Source organism: Streptomyces sp. NPDC059092 (assembly GCF_042756365.1).
Taxonomy (GTDB): Bacteria; Actinomycetota; Actinomycetes; order Streptomycetales; family Streptomycetaceae; genus Streptomyces.
In genome coordinates this window covers 214,405-239,228 of record NZ_JBHZEJ010000003.1, presented here as the reverse complement: position 1 = coordinate 239,228, position 24,824 = coordinate 214,405, and the positions used below count along the sequence as shown (strand labels likewise).

At 71.4% G+C, this 24,824-nt stretch carries 18 protein-coding genes; 11 read left to right on the top strand and 7 right to left on the bottom strand.

What is annotated here, in order from left to right:
• Positions 1–80: 80 nt before the first annotated feature.
• The 8 genes from ACFXPL_RS03600 to ACFXPL_RS03565 all read left to right on the top strand — a co-directional run bounded on the left by ACFXPL_RS03600 (position 81) and on the right by ACFXPL_RS03565 (position 10,877).
• The gene (locus ACFXPL_RS03600) at positions 81–1,004 is read left to right on the top strand and encodes a carbohydrate ABC transporter permease (protein ID WP_384911781.1); all 924 of its coding nucleotides are present in this window, start codon (positions 81–83) and stop codon (positions 1,002–1,004) included.
• Entirely contained in the window at positions 1,004–1,936 is a 933-nt protein-coding gene (locus tag ACFXPL_RS03595; RefSeq protein WP_384911778.1) for a carbohydrate ABC transporter permease, read from the top strand. The genes ACFXPL_RS03600 and ACFXPL_RS03595 overlap by 1 nt, the downstream gene beginning before the upstream one ends.
• Positions 1,937–2,174: 238 nt before the next feature.
• Positions 2,175–3,398 carry an ROK family protein gene (locus ACFXPL_RS03590; RefSeq protein WP_384911775.1) on the top strand — a complete coding sequence of 408 codons (1,224 nt, stop codon included), beginning with the start codon at positions 2,175–2,177 and terminating at the stop codon, positions 3,396–3,398.
• A gap of 133 nt (positions 3,399–3,531) precedes the next feature.
• Positions 3,532–4,632 (top strand): sugar ABC transporter substrate-binding protein, encoded by a 1,101-nt coding sequence (locus ACFXPL_RS03585; RefSeq protein ID WP_384911842.1) that lies wholly within the window; start codon positions 3,532–3,534, stop codon positions 4,630–4,632.
• Positions 4,633–4,916: 284 nt separating this feature from the next.
• Positions 4,917–5,705 (top strand): ATP-binding cassette domain-containing protein, encoded by a 789-nt coding sequence (locus ACFXPL_RS03580; RefSeq protein ID WP_384911772.1) that lies wholly within the window; start codon positions 4,917–4,919, stop codon positions 5,703–5,705.
• Positions 5,702–7,027, top strand: coding sequence for a sugar ABC transporter permease (locus tag ACFXPL_RS03575; protein WP_384911769.1), 1,326 nt, complete (start codon positions 5,702–5,704; stop codon positions 7,025–7,027). The genes ACFXPL_RS03580 and ACFXPL_RS03575 overlap by 4 nt, the downstream gene beginning before the upstream one ends.
• A 238-nt stretch (positions 7,028–7,265) precedes the next feature.
• Positions 7,266–9,173, top strand: coding sequence for a 1-deoxy-D-xylulose-5-phosphate synthase (dxs, locus tag ACFXPL_RS03570; RefSeq protein ID WP_384911840.1), 1,908 nt, complete (start codon positions 7,266–7,268; stop codon positions 9,171–9,173).
• A gap of 204 nt (positions 9,174–9,377) precedes the next feature.
• The gene (locus ACFXPL_RS03565) at positions 9,378–10,877 is read left to right on the top strand and encodes an amino acid permease (protein ID WP_384911766.1); all 1,500 of its coding nucleotides are present in this window, start codon (positions 9,378–9,380) and stop codon (positions 10,875–10,877) included.
• A 42-nt stretch (positions 10,878–10,919) separates the two neighbouring features.
• On the opposite strand, the gene ACFXPL_RS03560 is transcribed toward ACFXPL_RS03565, so the two are convergent.
• On the bottom strand, positions 10,920–11,315 hold the full coding sequence (locus ACFXPL_RS03560; RefSeq protein ID WP_384911764.1) for an NTP pyrophosphohydrolase: 396 nt from the start codon (positions 11,313–11,315) through the stop codon (positions 10,920–10,922).
• A gap of 157 nt (positions 11,316–11,472) precedes the next feature.
• Here ACFXPL_RS03560 and ACFXPL_RS03555 point away from each other — a divergent pair, with 157 nt between their 5' ends.
• Positions 11,473–12,642 carry a hypothetical protein gene (locus tag ACFXPL_RS03555; RefSeq protein ID WP_384911760.1) on the top strand — a complete coding sequence of 390 codons (1,170 nt, stop codon included), beginning with the start codon at positions 11,473–11,475 and terminating at the stop codon, positions 12,640–12,642.
• Between the two features lie 12 nt (positions 12,643–12,654).
• Here the strand turns inward: ACFXPL_RS03555 and ACFXPL_RS03550 are convergent, their stop codons facing one another.
• Positions 12,655–13,179 carry a potassium channel family protein gene (locus ACFXPL_RS03550; protein ID WP_384911758.1) on the bottom strand — a complete coding sequence of 175 codons (525 nt, stop codon included), beginning with the start codon at positions 13,177–13,179 and terminating at the stop codon, positions 12,655–12,657.
• Positions 13,180–13,392: 213 nt separating this feature from the next.
• Here ACFXPL_RS03550 and ACFXPL_RS03545 point away from each other — a divergent pair, with 213 nt between their 5' ends.
• Together ACFXPL_RS03545 and ACFXPL_RS03540 are read left to right on the top strand one after the other, a co-directional pair.
• A complete protein-coding gene (locus ACFXPL_RS03545; protein ID WP_384911755.1) occupies positions 13,393–13,926 on the top strand; it encodes a hypothetical protein in 534 nt (177 codons plus the stop codon).
• Positions 13,927–13,941: 15 nt separating this feature from the next.
• The gene (locus tag ACFXPL_RS03540) at positions 13,942–14,919 is read left to right on the top strand and encodes a hypothetical protein (RefSeq protein WP_384911752.1); all 978 of its coding nucleotides are present in this window, start codon (positions 13,942–13,944) and stop codon (positions 14,917–14,919) included.
• Positions 14,920–15,059: 140 nt separating this feature from the next.
• On the opposite strand, the gene ACFXPL_RS03535 is transcribed toward ACFXPL_RS03540, so the two are convergent.
• From ACFXPL_RS03535 to ACFXPL_RS03515, 5 genes are all read right to left on the bottom strand, one after another.
• Positions 15,060–18,473 carry a BTAD domain-containing putative transcriptional regulator gene (locus ACFXPL_RS03535; protein WP_384911749.1) on the bottom strand — a complete coding sequence of 1,138 codons (3,414 nt, stop codon included), beginning with the start codon at positions 18,471–18,473 and terminating at the stop codon, positions 15,060–15,062.
• Between the two features lie 251 nt (positions 18,474–18,724).
• Positions 18,725–20,851, bottom strand: a complete 2,127-nt coding sequence (locus ACFXPL_RS03530; protein WP_384911747.1) for a 3-hydroxyacyl-CoA dehydrogenase NAD-binding domain-containing protein — start codon at positions 20,849–20,851, stop codon at positions 18,725–18,727.
• On the bottom strand, positions 20,848–22,068 hold the full coding sequence (locus tag ACFXPL_RS03525; protein ID WP_384911744.1) for a thiolase family protein: 1,221 nt from the start codon (positions 22,066–22,068) through the stop codon (positions 20,848–20,850). The genes ACFXPL_RS03530 and ACFXPL_RS03525 overlap by 4 nt, the downstream gene beginning before the upstream one ends.
• Positions 22,069–22,529: 461 nt before the next feature.
• Positions 22,530–23,822 (bottom strand): HRDC domain-containing protein, encoded by a 1,293-nt coding sequence (locus ACFXPL_RS03520; RefSeq protein ID WP_384911741.1) that lies wholly within the window; start codon positions 23,820–23,822, stop codon positions 22,530–22,532.
• Positions 23,823–23,928: 106 nt separating this feature from the next.
• Positions 23,929–24,588, bottom strand: a complete 660-nt coding sequence (locus tag ACFXPL_RS03515) for a LuxR C-terminal-related transcriptional regulator (RefSeq protein WP_384911738.1) — start codon at positions 24,586–24,588, stop codon at positions 23,929–23,931.
• Between the last annotated feature and the right edge of the window lie 236 nt (positions 24,589–24,824).

Here is a 24,824-nt window from a genome sequence, read left to right as displayed (position 1 = left end):
GGGGCCTCCGGGTCACGGCCCGTCGTACGGGCTCCCAGAGCGGCACGGCGACACCCGCCGGAGATTCGGGGTCGGGAGACATGCAGCACGGCAAGTACCGTTTCATCGTGGGGTTTCTGGTATTCCCCCTGGCGCTGTACGCGCTTTTCGTCATTTGGCCATTCGTCCAGTCCATCTACTACTCGTTCACGGACTGGACCGGTCTGAGCCCCGACTTCTCGATGGTCGGCTTCGACAACTACAGCCGGATGCTCGACGACAGCACCTTCTGGAGCTCGCTCCGGCACAGCCTGCTCTTCGCGCTGCTGCTACCCGTGGTCGTACTCGGCCTGGCGCTGTTCTTCGCGTTCATGCTGAACGTCGGCGGGCGCGGCCGAAAGGGCGCGGCCGTCTCGGGCGTCCGCGGCTCGTCCTTCTACAAGATCGTGTACTTCTTCCCGCAGGTGCTCTCGATCGCGATCGTCGCGCTACTCTTCCAGTTCGCGTACAACCCGAACAGCGGCGCCATCAACTCGGCGCTCTCCGCGGTCGGTCTGGACAGCGTGAAGCCCGACTGGCTCGGCGATCCGAACCTCGCGCTGTGGTGCGTGATGGCCGTCCTCGTCTGGAGTACGACCGGCTTCTTCGTGGTCCTCTTCTCCGCGGGCATGGCCTCCATCCCCAAGGACTTCTACGAGGCGGCGCTGCTGGACGGCGCGAGCCGGGTCACGACCTTCTTCCGCATCACCCTGCCGCTGCTCTGGGACACCGTGCAGTCCGGCTGGGTCTACATGGGCATCCTCGCGCTCGGCGCGGAGTCCTTCGCGGTCGTCCAGATCATGACCGTGGGCCCCGGTGGGCCCGCCGATTCCACCAATGTCCTGACCCTGCTCGTCTACCAGAAGGCGTTCCGTGACGGTCAGGCGGGCTATGCGACCACGATCGGTGTCGCCCTGCTCATCGTCACGCTGGCCTTCGCCGCCCTCGTGATGCGGCTGGGCCGACGTGAGCGGCTGGAGTACTGATGAAGACCACCGACACCCCTCCGCCGGCCGATCTGCCCCCCGCGGCGGACCCCGTGGCCAGGACCGCCGTGACCAAGACCGACGCGCGCCCTGAGAAGGAGAGCGCCGCGGGCGGCGTCCTCAACGTCTTCTCCCACGGCGTCCTCGTCATCTGGGCGTTCCTGGTCGCCATGCCCCTGCTCTGGGCGGTCATGACGTCCTTCAAGGACGACCGGTCCATCTTCACCAGCCCCTGGGCGCTGCCGGACCGGCTGCACTTCGAGAACTGGTCCCGTGCCTGGACCCAGGCGCACATGAGCGAGTACTTCCTCAACACCATCCTGGTGGTGGCCGGTTCGCTGGCCGGCACGCTGCTCTTCGGCTCGATGGCCGCGTACGTCCTGGCCCGCTTCGAGTTCCCGGGCAACCGCTTCATCTACTACCTGTTCATCGGCGGGATGAGCTTCCCGATCATCCTGGCGCTGGTCCCGTTGTTCTACGTCATGAACAATCTGGGCCTGCTCAACTCCATCCACGGCCTGATCCTGGTCTACATCGCCTACTCGCTGCCGTTCACGGTCTTCTTCCTGACCTCCTTCTTCAGAACGCTGCCCACCTCGGTCGCGGAAGCCGCGCTCATCGACGGCGCCTCGCACACCCGGACGTTCTTCCAGGTGATGCTGCCGATGGCCAAGCCCGGGCTGATCAGCGTCGGCATCTTCAACTTCCTCGGGCAGTGGAACCAGTACCTGCTGCCCACGGTGCTCAACACCGACCCGGACCGCAAGGTCCTCTCCCAGGGGCTGGTGCAGCTCGCGGTCAGCCAGGGGTACAAGGGCGACTGGTCGGGGCTCTTCGCCGGCCTGGTGATGGCGATGCTGCCGGTGCTCGCCGCGTACATCGTCTTCCAGCGGCAGGTCGTCGCCGGACTGACGGCGGGAGCGCTCAAGTAGCACGGCGCCCCGTACGGCGCCAGGGTGCCCGTTCGGGCACCGAAGGTATGGACCAACCGCCCGTCCAGGCTCTCCGACGGGCGGTTCGGCGCGTTCACCTTGCTCAAGGTCTTGACGGGGGCGGGCCCGAAAGCTGAGCTTAGGGTTCACAAGTTGGAGATACGTCGGGGTCTCATGGGCGCGACCCCGGCCGGCGGCGGTCGTCGTGCCGTCCGCCCAGGGCAGGAGTGGATGAGTCGTGAGGACTCCAGGGTCGCAGTCTTCTCTGCACCGGGCCAACCTCGAACGGGTCGTGCGCGCGGTGCGCATGGCCGGTTCTCTCACCCAGGCGGAGATCGCACGGAGCACCGGACTGTCGGCGGCCACGGTCTCCAATATCGTCCGTGAGCTGAAGGACGGCGGAACGGTCCAGGTCACCCCCACCTCGGCCGGGGGCCGCCGGGCCCGCAGCGTCTCCCTCAGCGGGGACGCGGGCGTCGTCGTCGGGGTGGATTTCGGCCATACGCACCTGCGCGTGGCGGTCGGCAACCTCGCCCACCAGGTGCTCGCCGAGGAGTCGGAGCCCCTCGACGTGGACGCCTCGTCCGCGCACGGCTTCGGCCGCGCCGAGGAACTGGTCGAGCGGCTGATCGTGGCGACCGGTGTCAGCCGTCAGAAGGTGATCGGTGTGGGGCTCGGGGTACCGGGCCCCATCGACGTCGAATCGGGCACCCTCGGCTCCACCTCGATCCTGCCGGGCTGGACCGGCATCAACCCCGGCGACGAGCTGGCCCGGCGTCTGGGCGTACCGGTGTACGTCGACAACGACGCCAACCTCGGCGCTCTCGGCGAGCTGGTCTGGGGGAGCGGGCGCGGGGTCAGCGACCTGGCGTACATCAAGGTCGGCAGCGGCGTCGGCGCCGGTCTGGTCATCGAGGGCCAGATCTACCGCGGCCCCGGCGGCACGGCGGGCGAGATCGGGCACATCACGCTGGACGAGTCGGGCCCCGTCTGCCGCTGCGGGAACCGCGGCTGCCTGGAGACCTTCGCGGCGACCCGCTACGTACTGCCCCTGCTCCACTCCAGCCACGGCGCCGACCTGACCATGGAGCGCGTCGTCCAGCTCGCCCGCGAGGGCGACCCCGGCTGCCGCCGGGTGATCGCGGACGTCGGCCGCCACGTCGGCAGCGGCGTCGCCAACCTCTGCAACCTCCTGAACCCCAGCCGTGTGGTGCTGGGCGGCGACCTGGCGGAGGCCGGGGAGCTGGTGCTCGCGCCGATACGGGAGTCCGTCTCGCGGTACGCCATCCCGAGCGCCGCGCGGCAGCTCTCCGTGCTCCCCGGGGCGCTCGGGGGCCGGGCCGAGGTGCTGGGGGCGCTGGCGCTCGTACTGAGCGAGATGGGCGATTCGACCCTGCTGGAGAGCCCTCTTCCGGCCGCCACGCCCGCCACCTCTTCCGTATCGGCTCCCGCCTTCACTTAGATAACGGATGGCACCGTTGTCATCTCGTTAAGGATTTACTCCTTGACGCCGACAACGGACAAGAGTTGACTTCCAGCCACCTCGGCCGCAACGACGCGGCCTCGTCAGGGAGGTTTTTGAAGTGAACGCAAAGATGCGTCGCGCCGCCGTGGCCACCGTCGCCACCGCGATGGCCGTCTCCCTCGCCGCCTGCGGCAGCGCGAAGGAGTCCGGAGACAAGGCCGAAGCGTCCACGGCGGAGAAGAAGGGCCCGATCACCGTCGGGCTGCTCCTGCCGGAGAATCAGACGGCCCGGTACGAGAAGTTCGACAAGCCGCTGATCGAGAAGAAGGTCAGCGAGCTGACCGACGGCACCGGCAAGGTCGTCTACGCCAACGCCAAGCAGGACGCCACGACGCAGAGCCAGCAGGTCGAAACCATGATCACCAACAAGGTGAGCGTGCTGGTCGTCGACGCGGTCGACTCGAAGGCCATCGCCAGCTCGGTCAAGAAGGCCAAGGAGGCCGGCATACCGGTCGTGGCCTACGACCGGCTCGCCGAGGGCCCGATCGACGCGTACACCTCCTTCGACAACGAGGAGGTCGGCAGGGTCCAGGGCAAGGCGCTCCTGGACGAGCTGGGGGACAAGGCGAAGTCCGGCGACATCGTCATGATGAACGGCGCCAGCACCGACCCGAACGCCGCCCTGTTCAAGAAGGGCGCGCTCTCCGTCCTCGACGGCAAGGTGAACATCGGCAAGTCGTACGACACCAAGGAGTGGAAGCCGGAGAACGCCAACGCCAACATGGAAGGCGCCATCTCCGCGCTGGGCAAGGACAAGATCATCGGTGTCTACTCCGCCAACGACAGCATGGCGGGCGGCATCATCACGGCTCTCAAGAGCGGCGGCTTCAGCAAGCTCCCGCCGGTCACCGGACAGGACGCCGAACTCGCCGGCGTGCAGCGCATCGTCTCCGGTGAGCAGTTCATGAGCGTCTACAAGTCCTACCCGCAGGAGGCCGAGATCGCGGCCGAGATGGCCGTCGCGCTCGCCAAGGGCGAGAAGCTCGACTCCATCGCCAAGACCACGGTGGACAGCCCCACCACCAAGGGCGTCCCGACGGTGCTCGTCCCGGTCGTCTCGCTGACCAAGGACAACATCAACGACACCGTGATCAAGGAAGGCATCTACACGGCCGCCGAGATCTGCACCACCAAGTACAAGGCCGGCTGCGACGCGATCGGCGTCAAGTAGACCGACCGGTCTGAGACCGGCCGACCGGTCTGACACAGGCCGACCGGCCTGAGAAAGGCCCGGTCCGTACACCTGTCCGGCGCTCCGCCCGTCAACGCCCCGCAGCCAGGGCGGGGCGCCGGACGGACCCGCGACGGCCGTCGTCCCCGGCCGCCGTCGCGGGTTGTTCCGCCCGCCGGGCAACGCGCCCCGTGCGCTCGCCCGGCCGGCTCCCCCCGTTCTCTGTGCTCGACCTCCGCGCCTCCCCCCGGCGCGGCATCCCCGCCGGTCAGGCGGCGAAGGAGATGGTTCATGTGACCGCTACGCCCGTGCTGGCGTTGCGAGGGGTCTCCAAGCGGTTCGGTGCCGTCCAGGCGCTCACCGACGTAGAGCTTGAGGTCCACTCCGGCGAGGTGGTCGCCCTCGTGGGCGACAACGGCGCCGGGAAATCCACGCTGGTGAAGACCATCGCCGGCGTCCACCCCATCGATGACGGCGTCATCGAGTGGGAAGGCGGGCCCGTCTCGATCGGCCGGCCGCACGACGCCCAGAACCTGGGCATCGCGACCGTCTACCAGGACCTCGCGCTCTGCGACAACATCGATGTCGTCGGAAACCTCTACCTCGGCCGTGAGCTGCGCAGTTGGGGCGTGCTCGACGAGGTCGAGATGGAGCGCCGCGCGCGCGAGCTGCTGACAACGCTGTCGATCCGGATCCCCAGCGTCCGTATCCCGATCGCCTCGCTCTCCGGCGGCCAGCGCCAGACCGTGGCGATCGCCCGTTCCATGCTCGGCGAGCCCAAGCTCGTCATCCTCGACGAGCCGACCGCCGCCCTCGGTGTCGAACAGACCGCCCAGGTCCTCGACCTCGTCGAGCGGCTCCGGGAGCGCGGCCTCGCCGTCCTCCTCATCAGTCACAACATGGCGGACGTCAAGGCCGTCGCCGACCGGGTCGCCGTACTCAGGCTCGGCAGCAACAACGGGGTCTTCGATGTCGCGAGCACCTCGCAGGAGGAGATCATCGCCGCCATCACCGGCGCCACGGACAACGCCGTGACCCGCCGCGCTTCGCGCAACGTGGAGGTTCAGAAGTGAGTACGGACAAGACCTCCCCGTCGCTCGCCAAGAGCGCCGACGCGCAGGTCCCCGCCCAGGCCGCGGCCCCGGTCGACGCCCCGCCCGCCGCGGACGGCGCGGTCACCGCGGTCGACCCCCGGCTGCTCGTACGCGAACAGGGCTTCGCCGGCTACCTGACCGAGTTCAAGCGGAAGATACGCGCCGGCGACCTGGGCTCCATACCGGTCGTCATCGGCCTCATCGTGATCTGGGCCATCTTCCAGAGCCTCAACTCGAACTTCCTCACCGCGGGCAACCTCTCCGACATCTCCGTCGCCATGGTCGGCACCGGAATGATCTCCGTCGGGATCGTCTTCGTCCTGCTGCTCGGCGAGATCGACCTCTCGGTCGGCTCGGTCAGTGGCGTGTCCGGGGCCGTCGTCGCCGTACTGAGCGTCACGCACGGGATGAACGAGTGGCTGGCCCTGATCGTCGCCATCCTCAGCGGCGCGGTCATCGGCGCGATCCACGGCTTCTTCTTCGCCCGCGTCGGCGCCCCCGCGTTCGCCGTCACCCTGGCGGGGCTGCTCTTCTGGTCCGGCTTCATGCTCCAGATCCTCGGCAGCAACGGCACGATCAACCTCGACTCCGAGGGCGTGGTCGCCCAGCTCACCAGCTACTACTTCACCGATGTCGCGGCAGCCTACGGTCTCGCCGTCGTCGCGGTCGCCGCGTACTTCCTCACGGCGTTCCTCGACAACCGCCGGCGCGAGGCGGCCGGGGTCCCGTCCCGCCCGCTCAGCGAGATCCTGCTGCGCAGCGGACTGCTCGCCGTCCTCTCCTTCGGTGTGGCGATCCTCTACAACCAGTACAAGGGCCTGCCCCTGGCGGTCGTGATCTTCCTCCTGGTGCTCGTCGTCACCGACTTCGTGCTGCGCCGCACCTCGTACGGCCGGAAGGTCTTCGCCCTCGGCGGCAGCGTCGAGGCATCCCGCCGCGCGGGCATCAACGTCACCCTGATCCGGATCTCGGTCTTCTCGATCGCCGGTACGTTCGCGGCGGTCGGCGGCCTCTTCATCGCCTCCAAGATCGCCTCGGCCAACCAGGGTGCGGGCAGCGGCGACCTGCTGATGAACGCGATCGCGGCGGCCGTCATCGGCGGCACCAGCCTCTTCGGCGGCCGGGGCCGCACGTGGAACGCGCTGCTCGGTGTGCTGGTGATCGTCTCCATCCAGTACGGCCTGGCCCTCCAGGGCATCGCCTCGGCGATCCAGTTCATGATCACCGGTGCGGTGCTCCTGGCGACCGTCGTCATCGACGCCGTCACCCGCAAGACCCAGAAGACCGCGGGCCGCGCCTGACCCGGCGGTACGTACGCGACACCGCCCGGCACCCGGCCGACCACCGGGTGCCGGGCGGCGTCATGTCCACGCGTCGAGGGTGCGCCGATACGACGTACCGATATGACGTGTATGCGGCCGAACGGGTGACGCGGAATGCACCGCCCGCGATCCGTCCGCCCGAGCGGAACATTAGACTCTGCGGATCGGCAGGGGCTTGACGGCTCATACACATAGGCGCAAGGAGGCACGGGTGACGATGCTGACCCGCATCAGGGGACCGCGCGATCTGGACCGGCTGGGCCCGGAGCAGCTTCAGGAGCTGGCCGGCGAGATCCGCTCGTTTCTCGTGGACGCGGTCTCCAAGACCGGCGGCCACCTCGGCCCCAACCTCGGAGTCGTCGAGCTGACCATCGCCCTGCACCGTGTGTACGACTCCCCGAAGGACAAGGTCCTCTTCGACACGGGTCACCAGTCGTACGTGCACAAGCTGCTCACCGGGCGTCAGGACTTCTCGAAGCTGCGGAGCAAGGGCGGCCTCTCCGGCTACCCCTCCCGCGCCGAGTCCGACCACGACATCATCGAGAACTCCCACGCCTCCACCGTCCTGGGCTGGGCCGACGGCCTCGCCAAGGCCAACGAGGTCCTGCGGAAGGACGACCACGTCGTCGCGGTGATCGGGGACGGCGCCCTCACCGGCGGCATGGCCTGGGAGGCGCTGAACAACATCGCCGCCGCCAAGGACCGCCCCCTCGTCATCGTCGTCAACGACAACGAGCGGTCGTACGCGCCGACCATCGGCGGCCTCGCGACCCACCTGGCGACCCTGCGGACCACCGACGGATACGAGCGCTTCCTGGCCCGCGGCAAGGACCTCCTGGAGCGCACCCCGGTCGTCGGCCGCCCCCTGTACGACACGCTGCACGGCGCCAAGAAGGGTCTCAAGGACTTCATCGCCCCGCAGGGCATGTTCGAGGACCTCGGCCTCAAGTACGTCGGACCCATCGACGGCCACGACATCGAGGCCCTGGAGTCCGCGCTGCTGCGCGCCAAGCGCTTCGGCGGCCCGGTCATCGTGCACTGCATCACGGAGAAGGGCCGCGGCTACGAGCCGGCCGAGCAGGACGAGGCCGACCACTTCCACGGCATCGGGCCCATCCATCCCGACACCGGGCTGCCCATCGCCGCCGGCGGTATGGACTGGACCTCGGTCTTCGGCGAGGAGATGGTCAAGCTCGGCCACGAGCGCGAGGACATCGTCGCGATCACCGCCGCCATGCTCCAGCCCGTCGGCCTGGAGAAGTTCGCGAAGGCGTTCCCCGACCGCGTCTACGACGTCGGCATCGCCGAGCAGCACGGCGCGGTCTCCGCGGCGGGCCTCGCCACCGGCGGGGCGCACCCGGTCTTCGCCCTCTACGCGACCTTCCTCAACCGCGCCTTCGACCAGGTCCTGATGGATGTCGCCCTGCACCGCTGCGGAGTGACGTTCGTCCTGGACCGGGCCGGGGTCACCGGCACCGACGGCGCCTCGCACAACGGCATGTGGGACATGTCGATGCTCCAGTGCGTGCCAGGACTGCGGATCGCGGCCCCCCGCGACGCCGACCAGGTACGCGCCCAGCTCCGCGAGGCCGTCGCGGTCGAGGACGCCCCGACCGTGGTCCGCTACTCCAAGGGCGCGGTCGGCCCGGCCGTCGCCGCCCTCGGCCGGATCGGCGGCATGGACGTGCTGCGCAGGCCCGAGGGGGGCACGGCCGATGTGCTGCTCGTCTCCGTCGGCGCGCTCGCCCCGATGTGCCTGGAGATCGCCGCGCTCCTGGACAAGCAGGGCATCACGACGACGGTCGTCGACCCGCGCTGGGTCAAACCGGTGGACGAGGCGCTCGCCCCGCTCGCCGAGCAGCACCGCGTCGTCGTCACCGTCGAGGACAACGGCCGCGTCGGCGGCGTCGGCTCGGCCGTCGCGCAGGCGCTGCGGGACGCCGGGGTCGACGTACCGCTGCGGGACTTCGGTATTCCGCCGCGCTTCCTCGACCACGCCTCCCGCAAGGAGGTCATGGCCGAGATCGGGCTGACCGCGCCGGACATCGCCCGCCAGGTCACCGGTCTGGTCGCGAAGCTCGACGGCCGGCTGGCCGACGCGCCCGCCGAGGTCGCCCGCGACTGACACCCCGCGCGACTGACACCCCCGGCCCCCGCCCCCGCTGCGGGGTCCGCCCCCCTCCGCGCCTTTTGGCGCTATGGGGCGGTTGCCACCACCGTGCCTGGGGGGGCCCAACGGCCCATCCGTGTGAATTGCGCCGACACCGGGTACCCGGGGCCCGCAGCCTCTCGATCATTGCCGGATGAACGCGCACACGGAGGTACGCCGGTGAGTACGCAGCAGGACCCGGGACCGGCCCAAAGTGGGCTTTTCCGTACAAAAAACGTAGAACAGTCGATCCGCGACACCGAAGAGCCCGAGTACGCGCTCAAGAAGACCCTCTCCGCGCTCGACCTGACGGTCTTCGGCGTCGGAGTGATCATCGGCACCGGCATCTTCGTGCTGACCGGCGTCGTCGCCAAACAGACCGCGGGACCCGCCACCGCACTCGGCTTCGTCGTCGCGGGCATCGTCTGCGCGCTGGCCGCGCTCTGCTACGCCGAGTTCGCCTCGACCGTGCCGGTCGCCGGATCCGCGTACACCTTCTCGTACGCCTCCCTCGGCGAACTGCCCGCCTGGATCATCGGCTGGGACCTCGTCCTGGAACTCGCGCTCGGCTGCGCGGTGGTCGCCGTCGGCTGGTCCGGGTACGTGCGCTCCCTGCTCGGCAACGCCGGGGCGAGCCTGCCCGACTACCTGTCCGGCACCCAGAACGGGAAGTTCGGCTTCGACCTCCTGGCCTTCCTGCTCGTCCTCGTCCTGACCGCGATCCTCGTCGCCGGGGTGAAACTCTCCTCGCGGATCACCGGCGTCATCGTCGCCGTCAAGGTCACCGTCGTCCTGCTCGTGATCATCGTCGGCGCCTTCTTCATCAACGGTGCCAACTACAAGCCGTTCATCCCGCCGGCCGAGGAGAGCAAGGGCGGTGGCGGACTGACCGCGCCGATCATCCAGCTCATGGCCGGCTACACCCCCACCAACTTCGGCGTCATGGGGATCTTCACCGCCGCAGCCGTCGTCTTCTTCGCCTTCATCGGCTTCGACATCGTCGCGACCGCCGCCGAGGAGACCCGCAACCCGCAGCGCGACGTACCGCGCGGCATCCTCGGCTCGCTCCTCATCTGCACCGTGCTCTACGTCGCCGTGTCGCTCGTCGTCACCGGCATGCAGCACTACAGCGAACTGTCCGTGGACGCCCCGCTCGCCGACGCGTTCAAGGCCGTCGGCCACCCCTTCTGGGCCGGCCTGATCAGCTTCGGCGCGGCCGTCGGACTCACCTCGGTCTGCATGATCCTGCTGCTCGGCCAGACCCGGGTCTTCTTCGCGATGAGCCGGGACGGACTGCTCCCGAGGACCTTCTCCCACGTCCACCCGAAGTTCGGCACGCCCTACCGCTCCACCCTCCTCCTCGGGCTGATCGTCGCGATCGTCGCGGGCTTCACCTCCATCGAGGAGCTGGCCGAGCTCGTCAACATCGGCACCCTGTTCGCCTTCATCGTGGTCGCGCTCGGCGTCGTCATCCTGCGCCGCAAGCGCCCGGACCTGCCGCGTTCCTTCCGCACCCCGCTGGTGCCCTGGGTGCCCATCGCGTCCGTCCTGGCCTCCCTGTGGCTGATGCTCAACCTGCCCGCCGAGACCTGGCTGCGCTTCGGCGTCTGGATGGTCATCGGCTGCGTCGTGTACTTCGTGTACGGACGCGGGCACAGCCGCATCAACACGCCCCGCTGACACCCGGCCGAGCCCCGGACACACCCCGGGCGGGCCCGCGCGCTACGCGGGCTCGTCCGGCGGTTCCCGTACGGTCCTCGGCCCCGCGCACCGCGCCCCGTACGCCGCGACCCGCAGCCGCAGCTCCCGGTCCGCCGTGACCACGACACAGCCGGCCCCGTCCCGCGCCGCGCCCGCGACGAGTTCCACGATCCGGTCGTCGCCGCTGCCGGCCGCCGGTTCGACCCGTACCCCCGGCACCGACTCGACGCCCCGGGCCGCGCCCTCCACGACGAGCACGACCTCGACGGGGCCGGGCTGCCCGGCCACCCCGTCCACCGCGAACGGTACGAGGGAGTCACGCAGCCGTTCCGTGGCCCCGCGCCGGTCGCGCCACCATCCGTCGGGGACGGAACCGACCACATTCGCCGCGTCGACGATCAGCTTGTTCAGCACCATCGCAGCGTGCCACAGCCACCGCGCGGCGTCCGCCCGCCGAGCCGGGCGGATTCGGGCAGGGCGGCCCCGGGCGGGGGAGGCCACCGGCTCCCGCCGCGCACCCGCGCGTACTATCGTCGTCTGGGTTTTCTCGTGCTCGGGAAGGTGGCGGCGGGCCATGGCACCGAGGTCCGGACGGACGTCGAAACGGTCGGGGGACGGCGGGGAGGACATCGCGCCGGCCACCCCGCCGGTCACCGACCCGCACCCCGCCCCCGCCGCGCCGGCCACGGAGGCATCGCTCCCCCCGACCACCGGCTGGCTGCTGCGCGGCAAGGACGGCAGACTGACGGCGTACGCCGCCACCCCGGGCGCGGTCCTCCGCTGGACCGAGACCCGGGCCGGCGGCCCCGACTGGCACGGCCCCGAACCGCTGCCGCTCGCCGGGCTCCTGCCGTACGTGTCGGTGGCGCAGAGCGCCGGGGGCTTCGTCCATCTGCTGGGGGTACGGGACCGGCCGGGCGCCGGGGGAGCCGCCGAGCGCGATCTCGTCGAGGCCGTCCAGTTCCAGACGGGCCGGCCGCTGCGGGACTGGCAGTCGGTGGGCAATCCGCACGGCAAGGACCGCGCGAAGGGCGCCAGGATCGGCATGCCGTCCGCCGTCCTGGACACCACCGGCTCGATGCACCTGTTCGTACGCAACGCCAACGGCGGCCTCTCCGCCAAGCACCAGTCGCCCACCGGCCGCTGGCAGCCCTGGGGCGGCGCCAACGCAGCGGACACCACCCTGACCGGTGAGGCCTCCGCCGCCGTCACCGACCGCGGGGCCATCGACATCCTCGTCCCCGCGGGCGGCGGCACGGTGCGCTGGCTGCGCGGCAGACCCGACGCGAAACTGGAGCGCGCCGAGGAGGAACCGGCGGCGGACATCGCCCACGGCACGGTCACCGCCGAGCGCACCGGCACCGGCGGGCTCACCCGCTTCTGGCGCGACGCGGACGACTCCACCGTCCGCGCCTGGCGCCCGGGGAGCGCACCCGCGTCCCTCGGCGGCCCCGGCACCGGCCCGCTCGCCCCGCTCCGTACGCCCGTCGACGGGTACGACTGCACGATCCTGGCCGGGCGCGGCCCCGACGGCCGCCTCCAGGTCGCCGCGTACCCCACCGAGGACGAGCACGCGGGGCTGCACTGGACCCCCACCGGCGACCCCTGCGCGGGCGCCCCGGCGCTCGCCCTGGACGGTACGGGACGGGTGGTCCTGGCCTGCCTCGGACTCGACGGAGCCCTGCGCGTCACCCGGCAGAAGGACGAGACGGGCCTGGCGCTGGAGGCGTGGCGGCGGATCTGACGCCGGCTCCGCTCAGGCGGGCGGCGCCGGGGAGCCGGGCGGCCCGGGGCGCGGCCCCCTGTCCCGGGCGACGAGTTCTTCGAGACGGTCGAACCGCCGATGCAGGGAGCGTAGTTCCCGTACCGCGTCCGTCCGCCCTTCGGCCTCCACCTGCTCAAGGGCCCTCGCCACGCGGCGGGCACGGCGCGCGGCGCTGCCGACGAACCAGGTGGCGAGGGACGCGGTGACGATGCTGAAGACCGAGATCCCGACGAGCATCACGACGCCGGCGACGACCCGTCCTGGCACGGTCACCGGATACAGATCCCCGTACCCGACGGTGGTGGCGGTCTCGACCGACCACCACAGCGCGAGCGGGAACGAGGTGATGGTCGCCTTGGGAGCCGAGGACTCGAACGGAACGATGATCCAGGAGCCGAGCACCAGGACGACGACGACCCCCACGAGCGCCCACGCGGAGGCCTTCACGTGCAGCCGCTGCCAACGCCCCCCACGCAGCAGCTTGCGCAGTACATAGAACGGCGAAAACGGAGGCATGGGCCGAAAGTAGCCATTCCGGGCCCGGCCGGCCGACAGGACACACCCCCCGCCCGCCGGGTGATGTCGGCCGGGACGGGGCCCACTCGGCTCACCCGCCACGCTCCCATCCGTTTCCCACCACGCCCCCATCGGGTTCCCACCGGGCCACAACCTCCGCCCGCCACAGTTGGCCACGTACGCACCACCACGCACTCACGGAGGAGGCTCTCCTTGCTGTCACTGGTCAAGCGGGCCGGCGTCATCGCCGCCGCCGTCCTGGGGGCCGTCGTGTCGGCACCCCACGCGTCGGCCGCCGCCGACCCCCCGGCGGTGAAGTTCACCAACCAGCGGAGCGCGCTGTGCATCAGGCTCCAGGACGGTGCGCTGATCAGCGACTGCTACGGCACATCGGGCGAGATGAACTGGACGCTCGTCCCGATCGCCACCGCCCCGATCGAGTACCGCTACATCAGAAGCACCTTCAACGGCTCGTGCCCCGCCGTCTCGGACGGCGTCCTCACCATGTCGTCGGCCGGCTGCGCCCCCGGCAGCGGAACGACGCGGATGTGGCAGATCGTGCGCTACGAACCCGGTACCCCGCCCGCGGGGATGGCGGGCGTACGGATGGAGAGCATCGTCGGCAGGAAGTGCATGGACACGGACGCCGCCGCCGACTGGGCGATCGTCGCGAGCACCTGTAGCAACACCTCCACGTCCCAGCAGTGGAACATTCCGCTGAGCTCATTCAACGCACTCTTCGGCTGACGGAGGCGGACTGCTGTGAGATCACGGTTCCCACACCCCCTGAGACTGCTCCCGGCCCTGCTCGCGGCGCTCGGACTGGTCCTCCTGACATCACCGGGACCCGCCGCCGCGGACACCTCCGTGACGAGGCTGACCAACGGCTACAGCAACGGGTGTCTCCAGGGGCAGGGCGAGGCGAAGACGGTGGCGTCCCGCTGTACGGGCTTCCTCCAGGACCTGGAATGGGTCTTCTCGCCCGTCCCCGGCATGCCCGCCTCCCACAAGTTCGTCAAGCTCAGCGCCTTCGCCGCACCCGGCGAGTGCCTGGACAACAACGGCTCCCGCATCTACGTCCTGCTCTGCAACGGCGGCCCGCACCAGCAGTGGATCGTCACCCGCTTCCAGACGGCGCCCCCGGCGGGCGGCGAGGTCGGCGTCCGGCTGAAGAACGTCGCGACGGGCGTCTGCGCGGACACCACCCTGACCAACTTCAGCGGCTGGAAGATCTATCCGAACAGCACCTGCAACGACGGCGCCTACCAGCAGTGGAACATCACCGCCGCCGCGGCGGGCGGTCTCGCGGAGACGTACCAGGGCACGGCCTCGCACGCGGGGATGACCTGGACGGTGCTCAACCAGCGCTCCGACGGGGTGGTACAGGTGGGCCGGGACGAGGAGCGCTCGGACCCGTACAACGGTGACACCCCGGCCGCCGCCTCGCTGCCGGTGCTGTGTCTGCGCGTGGACGGCCGGGCGGCACCGGCCGGCATCCCGGCCACGGGGGCGCACAGCTGGGCCAAGGGCGAGGTCAGGGCCACGCCCGCGGTACGCGGCGCCGACCTGGTCAGCCGTACCGTGGCCGACACCGTCTGCCAGTCGTACTTCGGCGGCGGCTGGCGGATGGCCGAGTTCCACGACGGGGGCGGCTGGTCGCTCTGGGCCACCGGAACCCTTCCGACCGGAGTGCGCTTCTGGACGGCGATCAACGACCAGAGCGCCAATCCCTGGAACTGACGGGCGAGGGGGAACGGGGGGAACGGGGGATGGGGGAAAGGGGGGAGGAGGACCGGCGTCCGGTGCGCGTTCACCGGACGCCGGTCCTCCCGCGCGTCCGCGGCTGAAGGGACCGGAGGGTGTCAGGGCGGAACGCCGGGTCAGGGCGCGGCGGTCAGCTCGGCCAGCCTGCGCCGTGAGCGCTGCGCCCAGCGCACGCAGCCGAGTTCACCGTTGTGCCGGACCGCCCCGCGCATCAGCGTTGCCGCCGCCGTACGCTCGCCCGCGACCGCCGCGACCTCGGCGAGGAAGTGGTCGATGGAGCCCCAGCAGAGCATCGCGGAACCGGTGGTGACGGCGCGCCCGGCGTACGGGAGCAGCCGCTCCAGCGCCCACCGGCAGGACCGTACGTCACCGCAGAGCGCCCAGGTGTACGCGCGCAGGACCATCTGGAGGAGCCAGAGCCAGTCGTGCGGCGGCTCGGGCAGCGCCTCGGCGGGCGGACAGTACGTACCGGCCTCGGCCAGACGGCCCTGGAGCGCGAGGACGAGACCGAGGTGCTCCGGGGTGATCGGGGTGCCGGGGCGGTGGGACGCGAGGACGAGCGACTCCATCTCGTCGTACCGGTCCGCGTCCAGCAGCCAGGAGACCCGGTGGGCGAAGAGCGCGGGCTCGGCGCCCCAGGCGGCCTGCTGGTGGTGCCGGTACGCCTGCCCCGCCAGCCGCTCCGCCGCCGGCAGGTCCCCGGCCAGGCCGTGGCGAAGCGCCGCCCACCAGCGCAGATGGGCGTCTATCTCGGGCAGTCTGACCCGCTGGTTGGCGGCGGCGCAGTCATCGATGTCGCGCTGGGCGCCGGGCATGTCACCCGCTTCCAGCCGGGTCAGGGCCCGGCGCAGGAGCAGCATGGGCATCCAGTCGGGGCTCACGCCGGGACGTCCGGCCAGGTCCAGCTGCTCCTCTACCAGGCGCTGTCGCTCGGCGAGGGTGTCCGGATGGCGTACGGCCTGGTGGCGCAGGTGCAGCGCACGGAGCAGCAAGGTGTCGTCGCCGAGCCTGCGGGCCATCTCCACCGCTTCCGCCGAGAGCCGTGCCTTCGCCACGAGCCCGTCGGCGCCGGGGGAGTCCGGTGTGGCGGCGGCGGCCCCCGCGCCGGCGAAGTACCGTTCGGCCGCGAGCGCCGCGAGGGCCAGGCAGCGCAGCGGCGAATCCTTCGGGGGCAGCATGTGTACGGCGTCGCGCAGCGCCGTCAGCACGGTGTCGTGCGAACTGCCGTACTCCCGTACCGGAGTGAAGGTCTCGATGGTGTGAACGGTCGCGGCCCGTGCCAGGGCCTCCGGGTCGGCCAGTTCACGGGCGAGGCCGATGGCGCGGTCCAGGGCCAGGACCGATTCGGCGCGCAGGGCGCCGCGACAGCACAACCGCCCCCAGCGCAGGACCAGTTCGAAGAGCCGCCGGGTCTCCTCGGCGCTGGTGGGGACGGCGTACGTGTCGATGACGCCGATCGCGGCCTCGACGAGCCCGGCCGCGTGCCGGTGGGCGTAGACGCGCTCGGCCCGCTCCGCGGCGGCCGTGACGGCGGCGAGGGCCTGCTCGGCGTGGCCGACCGGGGCCGCGGCGAGCCGGTGGAACGCGACCGCGTCGAGCAGTTCGGTGGCTCCGCCGGTGCCCCGGGCCACCCGGCGTTCCAGGGCGTCGGCCACGCGGGCGTGCAGGCGCGCCCGGCGGACCCGGGAGAGCGAGTTGCGGAGCGTGTCGCGGATCAGGGCGTGGCCGAACCGGTAGTGGCCGACGGGCCCGGTCTCCACGACCAGACCCCACGCGACCCCGGCCTCCAGGATGTCCAGGAGCCGGTCCGTCCCCGTGCCGGCCGCCTCCGCGACCACGTCGAGGGCGAAGCGCTCGCCGAGTACGGCCGCGACCCGCAGCGCGTCCTCGGCGCCCTCGGGAAGGCGCCGCAGCCGGTGCCGGATGAGGTCCCGGGTCCCCTCGGGCAGCGCGTCCGCCAGCGTCGCGGCCTCCGCTCCGGCCTCGGGCAGCAGCTTCGCCAGTTCCGCGACGTGGAAGGGCACACCGCCGCAGCGCCGGTGGACGACCGCGGCCAGCCGCGGATCCGTACCGGGGCCGGTGTGCGCGGCGAGCATCTGGGCCACCTCCGCCTCGGTGAGCCGGGCCAGCGGGTGGCGGGTCACCCAGTCACCGGTCAGCCTGGCCACCACGGAGGCGGCGGAGTCGTCGAGTTCGGGGCCCTCACGACTGGTGACCAGGACGAGGAGCGGCAGTTCCGGCACCATCGTGGCCAGGACGCGCAGCACACTCACCGAGTCGGGATCGGCCCAGTGCAGGTCCTCAAGGACCACCAGGAAGGGCCGCGTCCGCGCCGCGCGGACCAGCCGTTCGACCATCATCGCGGGGGTCCCGGAGCGCCCGCCGCCGGGGCCGGTGGTGGCGTCCGTGGCCGTACCGGGCGCGGCGGCGCGCAGCACCTCCAGCCAGGGCCACAGGGCGGGCACGCCCTCCCCGTCGGGACAGCGGCCGACGACGGCGGTGATCCCGGCCAGGGCGGCCCGCGCGGTCGCCGCCTCGGCGATCCGGGTCTTGCCGATGCCCGGCTCCCCGGTGACCGTCATCAGCCCGCCACGGCCGTCCGCCAGCGCCGCCAGCGCCCGGTCCACGTCGGCCAGCACCTCCTGCCGCCCGGCGAGCGCGGAGCCACCCACCGGACCAGGGACGGAGACGGCGACGGGCGCGGCGTCCGGCACCGGCGACGCTTCCGGTACGGGCGGGGCCGCGTCGGGGGTGAGACCCGGCGTCAGATCCAGGTCGGGGTCCTGGTGGAGAATGGCCTGTTCCAGTCGGCGCAGCCGCCGGCCCGGCTCCACGCCGAGGTGCTCGTCGAGCATCCGGCGGGCGTCACGCAGCGCGGCCAGCGCGTCGGCCTGCCGGTCGGACCGGTAGAGGGCGAGCGCCAGCAGCTCCCAGCGCCGCTCACGCAGCGGTTCCGCCGCGACCAGCGAACGCAGCTCCGCGGCGGCGGACTCGGGCCGCCCTGCCGCCAACTGGGCCCCGCAGCGCCACTCCTGCGCGGTGAGCCGCAGCTCCTCCAGCCGGTCGGCCTCCAGCGCGGCGAACGGCTCCCTGCCGAACTCCCCGTAGGCCGCGCCGCGCCAGAGCGCCAGCGCCCGGTCGAGTTCGGCGAGGGCGTCGAGCGGCCTGCCGGCGGCCAGCCGCAGCCGGCCCGCCTCCGCCAGTGTGCCGAAGCGCGCCGCGTCGTACTGCTCGGGCAGGACGCGCAGCCGGTACCCGGCCTCGACACTGACCAGTACCTTCCCGGCCTCGCGCGGTGGCCGGTCCGGTTCGAGCGCGCGCCGCAGATGGGCGACGTAGGAGCGCAGGGTGCTGACCGCGGACGGCGGCGGGTCGTCTCCCCACACGCTGTCCACGAGCCGCGCCACGGGGACCACGCTCCCGGCGTCGACCAACAGCGCCGTCAGCACCCGCCGTTGCTTGGCGCCCCCCAACTCCACCGTCCGGCCACCGACCTGCACCTCCACCGTGCCCAGCACCGCCCACCACACAGCGGTGAACGTAGCCCGCGGGGGCGGCGTCGATCAACGGCCCGTCGATCAACTCGCCTTCAAACGAACGGTTGTTGGCTCAGACACCACACTCGGGCACGCGGAACGGGCCGTACGGAGCATCCCGTACGACCCGTCGACCCGCCCTGCTCTGCCAGGTCCGCCCTGTCAGGTCCGGCCTGTCAGGTCCGCCCTGTCAGGTCCGGCCTGTCAGGTCTGCCCTGCCAGGACCGGGACCCGTGTTCGGCGCGCTACGCCGGTACGCTCGCCACACCCGGCGCCAGGAACGGCTTGCCGTTCACCCGCTCCGAGACGCCCTCGCGGTCCAGGTACGGGGTGACGCCTCCCAGGTGGAAGGGCCAGCCCGCGCCCGTGATCAGACACAGGTCGATGTCCCGCGCCTCGGCGACGACGCCCTCGTCCAGCATCAGACCGATCTCCTGGGCGACCGCGTCCAGGACCCGTTCGCGTGTCTGCTCCTCGGTCAGCACGGTGTCGCCCTGCTTGAGCAGCGCCGCGACCTCCGGGTCCAGCTCCGGCGCGCCGGAGTCGTACACGTAGAAGCCGCGCTTGCCCGCCTTGACCACCGCGGCCAGGTTCTCCGAGACCGTGAAGCGGTCCGGGAACGCGCCGTGCAGCGTCTCGGAGACATGCAGACCGATCGCCGGGCCGACCAGCTCCAGCAGGACCAGCGGGGACATCGGCAGCCCCAGCGGCTCCACCGCGCGCTCCGCCACCTCCACCGGGGTGCCCTCGTCGATGACGTTCTGGATCTCACCCATGAAGCGGGTGAGGACCCGGTTGACGACGAACGCCGGGGCGTCCTTCACCAGGACCGCGGTCTTCTTCAGCTTCCTCGCCACCCCGAACGCGGTGGCCAGCGCCGCGTCATCGGTCCGCTCGCCGCGCACGATCTCCAGCAGCGGCAGGATCGCGACCGGGTTGAAGAAGTGGAAGCCGACGACCCGTTCGGGGTTCTTCAGCTTCGACGCCATCTCGGAGACCGACAGCGACGAGGTGTTCGTGGCGAGGATCGCGTGCGCCGGGGCGACCGCCTCGACCTCCGCGAACACCTTCTGCTTGACGCTCATCTCCTCGAACACGGCCTCGATGACGAAGTCCGCGTCAGCGAACCCCTCGGCCTTGTCCAGCACACCCGAGACCAGGCCCTTGAGCCGGTTGGCCTTGTCCTGGTTGATCCGCGACTTCAGCAGCAGCTTGTCGATCTCGGCGTGGACATAGCCCACGCCCTTGTCGATCCGGTCCTGGTCGATGTCGGTCAGTACGACCGGCACCTCAAGACGGCGCAGGAACAGCAGCGCGAGCTGCGAGGCCATCAGCCCCGCGCCCACGACACCCACCTTGGTGACCGGGCGGGCCAGCGACTTGTCCGGGGCGCCGGCCGGCCGCTTGGCGCGCTTCTGCACCAGGTTGAACGCGTAGATCCCCGAGCGCAGTTCACCACCCATGATCAGGTCGGCGAGGGCCTGGTCCTCGGCGTCGAAGCCCGCCTGGAGATCGCCGTCCTTCGCCGCCGCGATGATGTCCAGCGCGCGGTACGCGGCCGGGGCCGCGCCGTGCACCTTGGAGTCCGCGACGGACCGTCCGCGCGCCACGGCCGCGTCCCAGGCCTCGCCCCGGTCGACCTCGGGGCGTGCGACCGCCACCTCGCCCTTGAGCACCGCCGCCGTCCAGAGCAGCGACTGCTCCAGGAAGTCCGCGCCGTCGAAGAGCGCGTCGGCGATCCCCAGGTCGTAGACCTGACCGCCCTTGAGCTGCTTGTTCTGGTTGAGCGAGTTCTCGATGACGACCGAGACCGCGCGCTCGGCGCCGATCAGGTTCGGCAGCAGTGTGCAGCCGCCCCAGCCGGGCACCAGGCCGAGGAAGACCTCCGGCAGCGAGAACGCGGGCAGCGCCGCCGAGACCGTACGGTACGTGCAGTGCAGCCCGACCTCGACGCCGCCGCCCATCGCCGCGCCGTTGTAGTACGCGAAGGTCGGCACGGGCAGCGCGGCGATCCGCTTGAAGACCTCGTGGCCGCCCCGGCCGATCGCCAGCGCGTCCTCGTGGCGCTTCAGCAGCTCCACGCCCTTGAGGTCGGCACCGACCGCGAAGATGAACGGCTTGCCGGTGATGCCCACACCGACGATCGCCCCCTCGGACGCCTCCCGCCCGACCTGGTCGAGCGCGGCGTCGAGGTTGGCCAGCGACTGCGGGCCGAACGTCGTCGGCTTCGTGTGGTCGAGGCCGTTGTCCAGCGTGATGAGCGCGAACCGCCCCGCCCCCGCCGGGAGTTCGAAGTGGCGTACGTGCGCCTGGGTGACGAGCTCGCCGGGGAACAGCTCGGCCGCGCCCTTCAGGAGTTCAGCGGTGCTCACTTGGTGCCTCCGTCGAAGTGCGGGTTCTCCCAGATGACCGACGCGCCCATGCCGAAGCCGACGCACATCGTGGTCAGGCCGTAACGGACCTGCGGCTGTGCCTCGAACTGCCGGGCGAGCTGGGTCATCAGCCGCACGCCGGAGGAGGCCAGCGGGTGGCCGAACGCGATCGCGCCGCCGTACTGGTTGACGCGCTCGTCGTCGTCCGCGACACCGTAGTGGTCGAGGAACGCCAGCACCTGCACGGCGAACGCCTCGTTGATCTCGAACAGACCGATGTCCCCGATCGAGAGACCGGCCTTGGCGAGGGCCTTCTCGGTCGCCGGGATCGGGCCGTACCCCATCACCTCGGGTTCGACACCCGCGAAGGCGTACGACACGAGCCGCATCCTGACCGGCAGCCCCTGCTCGCGCGCGAAGTCCTCGGCGGCGATCAGCGAGGCGGTGGCACCGTCGTTCAGCCCCGCCGCGTTGCCCGCCGTGACCCGGCCGTGCGGCCGGAACGGGGTCTTCAGACCGGCCAGCATCTCCCGCGTCGTACCCGGCCGCATGGGCTCGTCGGCGGTGGCCAGCCCCCAGCCGGTCTCCCCGGTCGCCGGGTCGGTACGGCGGATCGAGATCGGCACCAGGTCCTGCTGGATCGAGCCGTTGGCGTACGCCTTGGCGGCCTTCTCCTGCGAGCGCACCGCGTACTCGTCCGCGCGCGCCTTGGTGAGGTGCGGGAAGCGGTCGTGCAGATTCTCCGCCGTCATGCCCATGAACAGCGCGGAGTCGTCGACGAGCTTCTCGGAGACGAACCGCGGGTTCGGGTCGACGGCCTCACCCATCGGGTGCCGGCCCATGTGCTCGACACCGCCCGCCACGACGACGTCGTACGCGCCGAAGGCGATGGAGCCCGCGGTGGAGGTCACGGCGGTCAGCGCGCCCGCGCACATACGGTCGATCGAATAACCGGGCACGGACTGGGGCAGCCCCGCGAGGATTCCCGCGGTACGGCCGAGCGTGAGGCCCTGGTCGCCGATCTGCGTGGTCGCGGCGACGGCCACCTCGTCGATCCGGGCGGGATCGAGGTCCGGGTTGCGGCGCAGCAGCTCCCGGATCGCCTTGACGACGAGGTCATCGGCGCGGGTCTCGTGGTACATGCCCTTCGGGCCCGCCTTGCCGAACGGGGTGCGGACGCCGTCGACGAAGACGACATCCCTGACGGTACGAGGCACGATGGCTCTCCTCCAGGGTGCGGGGTGGCACTGCGGGAAGCACGCCGTGGACGTGCTTCCCTCCCCATGCTACTTACCAGTAACCATGTTGCCCAGTCCTACTTGTTTTTTGAGGCTCGGTTCGCCTCCGGGGTGCTTGCTGTACTCATCAGCGGCCTCCGGCCGCTGGCACCGCCGACGGTCGGCCGTGCGCGGTTCGCTCGTTCCTGACGAAGGCGCGCCCACGCGGCGGAGCCGCGTATGGAGCACAGCCTCTCCTGCGGCGCCGACGCGCCGGCGCACCCCGGGCCAGGCGGTGCGGCGCCGGAATCTTCGGCCCGTGTGCGTGCCTGGCCGGCGAGTGAGCCGAAGGGGCACGCCGCTGTCGAAAGGGAGAGCGCGCGCAGGCCCCGAGGCACGAGGGGTCGAGCACGGTCGACCGTCGACAGTGGCATAAGGCGCCCCGGAGGCGAACCGAGCCTCTAAACAAGAAGCGCCTGCGTCAGGAGGGGGGCCACCAGGTCCACCTGCCATGGGCGGGCCCCGTGGCCGGTCAGGGCTGCCGCCACGTTCTCCTCCGTCGGGTCCTGTGGCGGTTCCCAGCAGACCCGGCGGACCGTGTCGGGGGTGATCAGGTTCTCCTGCGGCATGGTGATCCGCTCGGCCAGTTCCGAGACGGCCGCGCGTGCCGCGGACAGGCGGGCGGCGGCTTCCGGGTCCTTGTCCGCCCAGGAGCGGGGCGGCGGCGGGCCGGTGAGGGGCTGGCCGGGCTGGGGCAGCTCGGTGTCGGGGAGGGCCTTCGCCCGGTCGACGGCCGCCTGCCACTGTTCGAGCTGGCGTCTGCCCATCCGGTGGCCGAACCCGGGCAGCGCCGTCAGTGTCTGTACGGTCGCGGGCAGCGACAGCGACGCCTCGATGATCGCGGTGTCGCTGAGCACCTTGCCGGGGGAGACGTCGCGCCGCTGCGCGACCTGGTCACGGATCGTCCACAGCTCCCGTACGACGGCCATCTGCCGGCGGCGGCGCACCTTGTGCATGCCCGAGGTGCGGCGCCACGGGTCCTTGCGCGGCGGCGCGGGCGGGGCGGAGGCGATCGCGTCGAACTCCTGGTGCGCCCAGTCGAGCTTGCCCTGCCGGTCCAGTTCCTTCTCCAGCGCGTCCCGCAGGTCGACGAGGAGCTCCACGTCGAGCGCGGCGTACCGCAGCCAGGGCTCGGGGAGTGGGCGGGTCGACCAGTCGACGGCGGAGTGGCCCTTCTCCAGGGCGTACCCGAGGACGCTCTCGACCATCGCGCCGAGGCCGACCCGGGGGAAGCCCGCGAGGCGGCCGGCGAGCTCCGTGTCGAAGAGCCGGGTGGGGATCATGCCTATTTCGCGCAGGCAGGGCAGGTCCTGGGTCGCCGCGTGCAGGATCCACTCCGTACCGGAGAGGGCGTCGCCGAGTCCGGAGAGGTCGGGGCAGCCGACCGGATCGATCAGCGCCGTGCCCGCGCCCTCGCGGCGGAGCTGGACCAGGTAGGCGCGCTGGCCGTAGCGGTAGCCGGAGGCGCGCTCCGCGTCGACGGCGACGGGTCCGGTGCCCGCGGCGAAGGCCGCGATCACCTCGGCGAGCGCCTCGTCGGTGGCGACCACGGGTGGAATGCCCTCGCGGGGCTCCAGCAAGGGGATCGGCGCCGCTTCGACGTCGTCCGGGGGGAGCGACACCGGCGACTGCCGTCGCGGGCCCCCGGTGGTTCGCAGTGCTGGCTCTGCTGCGGTCTCTTGGGCGTCGGTCACCTGTCAAGGGTATCTGTGAACGGACGGCGCCCGTCGACGGAACGTTCCGTCGACGGGCGGTGGGGGCGAGAAGCGGTCAGTGGCCCGGTCCTGTGGTGTGTCCGGTTCAGTGGATGATTCCGGTGCGGAGGGCCACGGCGACCATCCCCGCCCGGTCGCCCGTGCCGAGCTTGCGCGCGATCCGGGCGAGGTGGCTCTTGACGGTGAGCGCGGACAGGCCCATCGAGACGCCGATGGCCTTGTTGGACTGGCCTTCGGCGACCAGCCGGAGCACCTCGACCTCGCGGCCGGACAGCTCCCGGTAGCCACCGGGGTGGTTGGGGGCGCCCGGAGGGCGGCGGTGCATCCGCTGGCCGGCGCCCAGGGGGGCGGCGCCGGGGCGGCCGGGGTGGCCGATGTTCGTACGGGTGCCGGTGACGACGTAGCCCTTGACGCCGCCCGCGAGGGCGTTGCGTACCGCGCCGATGTCGTCGGCGGCGGAGAGGGCGAGGCCGTTGGGCCAGCCGGCCGCCCGGGTCTCGGACAGCAGGGTCAGCCCGGATCCGTCGGGCAGGTGGACGTCGGCAACGCAGATGTCGCGCGGGTTGCCGACGCGGGGGCGGGCCTCCGCGATGGACGACGCCTCGATCACGTCACGTACTCCAAGGGCCCACAGGTGGCGGGTGACGGTGGAGCGGACGCGTGGGTCGGCCACGACGACCATGGCCGTCGGCTTGTTCGGGCGGTAGGCGACCAGGCTTGCGGGCTGCTCAAGGAGAACGGACACCAGGCCTCCTGGGGAAGGTGCGGGACGGGGCCGGCTGCGAGGGGTGAAGCCGGGGCGAACCGTGTGTGAAGGGTCATTGACCTCTTCGGCAGCAATCCTGCTCGCCTTTAGAGAATGATCACGAATTAGTGAGTAACAATTCGGGCAATTCGGATGCGTGATCGATCATCCTACGAGTGGTCCCCCGGACGGAGGTGCCCGGCGGGCGAGTGAGGGGCGCCAGGGGGACGTGGTGT